This window comes from uncultured Veillonella sp., assembly GCF_963534045.1.
In the GTDB taxonomy this organism is placed as follows: domain Bacteria; phylum Bacillota; class Negativicutes; order Veillonellales; family Veillonellaceae; genus Veillonella.
Window position 1 is genome coordinate 1 of the sequence record NZ_CAUSQT010000057.1, and the last position, 6,357, is coordinate 6,357.

Consider the following 6,357-nt stretch of genomic DNA (forward strand, 5'->3'; position numbering starts at 1 on the left):
CCATTATTCTTATTTACTGCAGATTGCGTACCAGTAGGCATTTACGATCCTGTGCATCATGTGGTGGCTACCGTTCATGCAGGATGGCGCGGTGCTATAGGCCATCTACCGGTTATCACCATAGAGGCGATGCAACGAGATTTTGGTACGCGCTTTGAAGACTGCTATGTATATTTAGGTCCTAGCATTGGACCTGAATCCTTTGAGGTTAATCAAGAACTGGCAGATACTTTCACAGACGAGTGGAAGAAAATAACTGATGCCAATAGTGATGAATTGGTCCGATATATCGTTAGAGATGGTGCGTCGAAAGCGACACCACATGTTGATTTATGGCGATTTATCGAAGAAGATTTGTTGCAACGAGGTGTTCCAAAGGACCAAATCTGTATTGGTGGTACCGATAGTATGACCGATGAGAATTGTTTTTCCTATCGTCGTGAACATGGTAAAACAGGGCGTATGGCATTATTTGGTATGCTCGAAAAACGGTAAAGATATACATTATTGGTTAAATATTATATAATATAAGTCTATAGGATATTTATTTATAGGTTACTATATGGGAGGATCATATGATTGAAGAATCCCTTCATAAAATCCAACAACGCATGGCTGATGCAATGGCTAGCGTAGGGCGCACGGATACGGCGTTACTTGTTGCGGTTACAAAGAATCATCCTGTAACGGCTGTAGAGGAAGTGGCTCGCCTTGGATGCACTCATGTAGGCGAAAATCGTGTGCAAGAGGCAAAAGAAAAACAAATGCTTTATACAGGACCTAAATTGGTATGGCATTTAATTGGCCATTTACAAGTTAATAAGGTTCGTCAAGCGGTACCGATGTTTGATTTGATTCATTCTGTAGATAGTAAGAAACTATTAGATGAAATCGAAAAGGTTGCTGCTAAGCATGATAAAGTACAAGACATATTGTTACAAGTCAATGTAGCTCGCGAAGCGAGTAAGTCTGGTATGTCCGTAGAGGATTTTCCTGACATACGAGACTATGCGAAGACCTTACCGCATGTACGCGTTAAAGGCTTGATGTGCATGGCTCCGTTTTTCGAAAATCCGGAGGATGCAAGACCTATCTTTAGAGTGGCACATGCTTTGTATGAAGATATGAAAGGGTATTTCCCTGATGGGGATATACAATATTTGTCGATGGGGATGACACATGACTTTGAAATAGCCTTACAAGAAGGGGCTAACATCGTGCGTGTAGGCACTGCCATCTTTGGGGAACGTGTATATAACTAATTGGGAATATAACAGTGTGAGTATATTAGGAGGATTACCATGTCTATGGGAGAACAATGGCAAAGAATCAAAAATTTTATCGGCATTAATAATGATGACCGTTATGATTATGATGATGAGTATGAATATGAAGATGATGAGGACTATGCAGAGGACGTGCCACCAGTAGCACCAACAGCAGCTGCATCTGAGTTCCATCCACGTAAGGTAGGAGGCACATCCACTATGACACAACGTCCAACAGCCATGAAAGTAGTTGTTATCGAACCTAAGGTTTTTGAAGATTCTGAAAGCATCACTCATCAATTGCGTGACATGCGCCCTGTATTGATTAACTTTGAAAATACAGATCCTCACGAAGCTGCTCGTATTGTTGACTTTGTATCTGGTGCAACATTTGCATTAGATGGCAAATTGGAAAAGGTAGGCAAAGACATTTTTATGTGCGTACCTGTTAATGTATCCATTGATTATAATAATGAATCTGAAAGTGGAACAACTGAGCAACAAGAATTTAACTGGCAAAATAAATAATCCAGTATAGAAAAAGTGGTGATACTATGTTGGGAAAAACAGTATGTATAGGCGTAGGCGCCATGGGTGGTGCCCTTTTACGAGGCGCACTTTCACAAGGTATATTACGTAGAGATGATGTATCAATCGTAGTGCGTCGCCCTGAACATCGCGACGAATTAGTTGACGAATTGGGCGTTACAGGTTTTGTAGAATTACCTGATATGGCGCAGTTTGACACGATTATCCTCGCTGTTAAACCACAGGTATTACCATCCGTATTGAGCCAATTAACGTCTGTGAAAGCGGGTGCTACGGTTATATCTGTGGCAGCTGGCGTAACATTAGATACCTTGCGCAAAGCATTACCAACGGCTGTATTATATCGAGCCATGCCGAATACTCCAGCATCTATTGGTTGTGGCATGACAGCGTTAACAGCGGATAACGATGCTGATACTACTTTTGTTGAGGCTTTATTTAACGCCGTTGGCGAAGTAGCCGTTGTCAGTGAAGCCGACCTAGATCGATTAGGCGCTTTGTCTGGTGCCGGCCCAGGATATATGTTTGTCATTTTAGATGCCTTGGCTGATGCGGGAGTCCGCATTGGATTACCTCGTCAATTGGCGATTAAGGCGGCTGCCCAAACGATGTATGGAGCTGGTAAAATGGCATTAGAATCCGGCACACATCCTGCTATATTGCGCGATCAAGTGACTAGCCCTGGCGGCACTACGATTGCTGGCATTGGAGCTATGGAAAAAGGTGGCTTGCGCAGTGCCTTACAAGATGGGGTTGTTGCTTGTTTAGCTCGTTCCAATGAATTGGGGAAATAATGGCTGATACTAGTAAATTAATTAGATATTTTGAAGCAAGCGGTAGCGGTGAAGAAGCGCGCCGTATGCTTGATTTAGCAGAACAAGTAGTAAAGGGAAAACCATATCGCGTTTGTGACTTTACAAGTCCTGCAGGACTTGTTATTGCGGATGCAATTAAGGCGGCTTATCCTGAATTACTCGTTCAATCCTATGGCGGCTATGAAGGGGCGGAACGTATTCGTATCGCCTTTGTAGATAGTCATTTTCAAGGTACAGTAGATATGGGTATCATTCCCTTGAAGGTATCTTGGGATCCACGATTTAGATTGTTAAATCATCGTGATGTGCTTGGTTCTTTAATGGGGCTTGGCATTGATCGCTCGAAATTTGGCGATATTATCATGGGCCAAGGGGGCGCACAAATTCTCGTAGATAGCGCTGTAGCAGATTTTGTAGTGCAAAATTTTACAAAAATCGCTATGGTTGCCGTATCTGTAACTCCGATGGAGTTAGATGAGATAGCACCAAAAGAAGAAAAGATTAAAGAAGTGCGTACTACCGTTGCATCACTTCGATTGGATGCGGTAGCAAGCTCTGGCTTTAGCGTATCCCGTACCAAATTGGTGAGCGCTGTAAATGCCGGTTTATTGCAAGTAAATTGGCAACCTGCAAAGGGGCCATCCCAAGAGGTCAAAGAAGGGGACATCATCTCTATGCGTGGTCGTGGCCGAATGAAGGTAGAGGCTATTACGGGCACATCCCGTAAGGGACGTATCGGCGTTTACCTTAAACGATTTATGTAAGCAAATAAGCAATCGGCTTGATTCATCAAGCCGATTTTTTATACCGCTTATGTATATCTATAGTTCCATATGTAGGTATACATAAGCGGTATCATCAATTATGCGAGGTTCATTATGATATCTCTAACATTACAAACTACAGCGAGTGATACCATTTTATTTGTAGGTGGTGGCGCCGTGGCTGAACGACGTCTAGCATTATGCTTAGACGAGCCTTGTCAATGCATTGTCATTAGCCCCGTTATAACAGATCAGATGAAAGCTTGGCATGAGGATAACAGATTTATTTGGCACAATATAGTGTTTAGCGATGACCATATAGACATTGTAAAACAATGTAAATTATTGTTTATCTGTACAGATAATAAAGCTGTTAATGATTATATCGAAGCTATAGCACGCAATAATGGCATACTAGTCAATCGTGCCGATAATGCTACAGCTTGTGATTTCACAGTACCATCAACAATCGATATGGGTGATTTGCATGTTGCGATTAGTGCTAATAATGGGGGACCACGTATCAATCGTCTTGTGAAACAAGATATGATGAATCGTTATAATATATTGCAAATTGCCATACCGAGACTTAAAATTATGAGGGAAGAGGTAAAGTTACTTATCCCTAGCGTAGAGGAGCGTAGCCGTTTTTGGCGCACTCATCTAGGCGAATCTGAATTTCAGGCCATTCTTAAGGGACAGTGGCCTTTGATAGAGGAGAAACTACACCATGCAATTAGTGGTATTAGGACTAAATCATAGAAGTGCTGCCGTTGAGGTGCGTGAACGTTTCTCGTTTGAAAAAAACGAGGTAGAAAGCGCCTTAAATCGACTCTATGAATACGAAAAAATTTCAGAATGCGTCATTCTATCGACTTGCAATCGTACGGAAATTTATGCCGTATTAGAAGATGTACAATCTCCTAAAGCGTATATGCTCGATGTATTAAAGCATTTAAAACATGCCGATACAATTGATGAATCCGCATTTTTCTTCTATGAAGAGAAAGCGTGTATAGAACATCTATTCCGCGTATCTGCTAGCCTTGACTCCCTAGTATTGGGGGAAGGTCAAATCCTTAGCCAATTGAAAGGTGCCTATATCGCGGCCTATAGTGCAGGCTTTACGGGAACTGTATTTAATATCTTGTTCCAACGCGCTATTAGCGTTGGTAAAAAGGTTCGAACCAATACAGGCATTGCGAATACACCTGTGTCTGTTAGCTATACGGCGGTTAACTTGGCGGAAGATAGCCTAGATAAACCACTTTCAGAAGCAACAGTCCTCATCTTAGGGGCTGGTACCATGAGTGAGTTAACAGCTACACATCTTCAAGCAAAGGGCGTAAAAACCATATTCGTATCAAATCGAACTTTTACCAAAGCAGAAGCATTGGCGAAGAAATTTAATGGGCAAGCCATTAAATTAGATCACTATGTAGAACAAGCAGAACATGCAGATATCATTATTACATCGACGGGGGCACCGCATTATATTATTGGTGAAAAAGAGGCAAAACGGATTGCCGCATTGCGTCATGGACGTCCCATCGTCATGATTGATATTGCAGTGCCACGTGATATTGATCCTGTGGTTGCGGATATCGAAGGTGTGTACCTATTCAATATCGATGCTCTAGAAAGCGTTGTAGAAGAAAATAAACAGCAACGCGAGGAAGAGGCGAAACGGGCTGAACCGATTATTCACGAAGCCATCGATGAAGTGTTAGAAAAGTTTAGTTATTTATCCGTACGTCCTATGATGGCATTATTGACGGATAAGGCTGACCGTATTCGTCGCCGTGAATTACATCGAGCGCTGGCTAAATTGCCGGATATTTCCGATAAAGAGCGTCGCATCATTGATTCTATGAGTCGTATGATCGTTAGAAAAATGCTAAGAGAACCGATGATTCATTTTAATGAAATCGCCGGTACACAAGAAGAAGGTTTATATTGGGATTTATTCAAAGATATGTTTAATCTCGAGAAAGAAGGCTCGTAGTATGAGGAACCACATTAGAATTGGAACTCGAAAGAGTGCTCTTGCCTTATGGCAGTCAGAATATGTAAAAAGTGAATTGCAACGCTTATACCCTGGCATTACAGTGGAACTAGTCCATTTTAATACGAAAGGGGACCGCATTTTGAATAAGCCCCTTGCCGAAGTAGGTGGCAAAGGTTTATTCACTGCTGAATTAGAGGCGGCTATGCATGCTGGCGATATCGATATCGCCGTTCATAGTTTAAAGGATATGCCTACGGAATTACCAGACGGCCTTACATTAGGTGCTATTTCAAAACGAGAAGTCCCTTTTGATGCTTTGGTCAGTCCTAAATATAAAACATTGGCCCAATTGCCAGAAGGAGCGCGTATTGGCACCAGTAGTTTACGTCGTCAAGCCCAACTATTGCATCGCCGTCCAGACCTACAAATCGAAGTCATCCGCGGCAATGTGCAAACCCGTCTTGGCAAGATTGAAACGGAAGGTCTCGATGGCGTCGTATTGGCACAAGCAGGTCTTAAACGGCTCGGTTTAGATGATAGGATCACACAAGTCTTTACGGCGGATGAAATGATTCCTGCTGTGGGGCAAGGTGCATTAGCTATTGAATGTCGCAGTGACGATACTGAGATGTTAGACATGCTTTCAAAAATAGACGACGAACCAACACGCCTTGCCGTAGAGGGGGAACGTAGTTTCTTGAACCAACTCAATGGTGGCTGCCAAGTGCCGATGGGCGTATATGGGACCGTTGAAAAGGGACAGCTTAACTTGAAAGCGCTCATTGCGTCTTTGGATGGTAAAACTGTATATGAAGGAGAATTGTCTGGACCTGCTAAGAAAGGGGTTATGTTAGGCAAAAACCTTGCGAAAGCCTTATATGAAGAAGGGGGCAAACACATTGTGGAAGCCCTTGTTAAGGAGGGAATCATAAAATGACAGGTTTAGTATATTT

At 42.5% G+C, this 6,357-nt stretch carries 8 protein-coding genes; all 8 read left to right on the top strand.

The window, feature by feature from the left end:
* Nucleotides 1-495 (top strand): polyphenol oxidase family protein (locus RYP29_RS07750; protein ID WP_311532942.1); only part of this gene is annotated, 495 nt, incomplete at its 5' end.
* An 80-nt stretch (nucleotides 496-575) separates the two neighbouring features.
* The gene (locus RYP29_RS07755) at nucleotides 576-1,262 is read left to right on the top strand and encodes a YggS family pyridoxal phosphate-dependent enzyme (protein WP_005380354.1); all 687 of its coding nucleotides are present in this window, start codon (nucleotides 576-578) and stop codon (nucleotides 1,260-1,262) included.
* A gap of 39 nt (nucleotides 1,263-1,301) precedes the next feature.
* Nucleotides 1,302-1,796 carry a cell division protein SepF gene (locus RYP29_RS07760; protein ID WP_311532944.1) on the top strand — a complete coding sequence of 165 codons (495 nt, stop codon included), beginning with the start codon at nucleotides 1,302-1,304 and terminating at the stop codon, nucleotides 1,794-1,796.
* A gap of 26 nt (nucleotides 1,797-1,822) precedes the next feature.
* On the top strand, nucleotides 1,823-2,611 hold the full coding sequence (proC, locus tag RYP29_RS07765; protein WP_105083984.1) for a pyrroline-5-carboxylate reductase: 789 nt from the start codon (nucleotides 1,823-1,825) through the stop codon (nucleotides 2,609-2,611).
* Complete coding sequence (locus tag RYP29_RS07770) at nucleotides 2,611-3,396, top strand: RNA-binding protein (protein WP_005375694.1); 786 nt, start codon at nucleotides 2,611-2,613, stop codon at nucleotides 3,394-3,396. Before proC ends, RYP29_RS07770 begins: the two co-directional genes overlap by 1 nt.
* Nucleotides 3,397-3,510: 114 nt before the next feature.
* Complete coding sequence (locus RYP29_RS07775; protein ID WP_311532947.1) at nucleotides 3,511-4,158, top strand: bifunctional precorrin-2 dehydrogenase/sirohydrochlorin ferrochelatase; 648 nt, start codon at nucleotides 3,511-3,513, stop codon at nucleotides 4,156-4,158.
* Entirely contained in the window at nucleotides 4,127-5,401 is a 1,275-nt protein-coding gene (gene hemA / locus RYP29_RS07780) for a glutamyl-tRNA reductase (protein WP_016476524.1), read from the top strand. Before RYP29_RS07775 ends, hemA begins: the two co-directional genes overlap by 32 nt.
* A gap of 1 nt (nucleotide 5,402) precedes the next feature.
* Nucleotides 5,403-6,341 carry a hydroxymethylbilane synthase gene (gene hemC, locus RYP29_RS07785; protein WP_311532949.1) on the top strand — a complete coding sequence of 313 codons (939 nt, stop codon included), beginning with the start codon at nucleotides 5,403-5,405 and terminating at the stop codon, nucleotides 6,339-6,341.
* The last annotated feature ends 16 nt before the right edge of the window (nucleotides 6,342-6,357 follow it).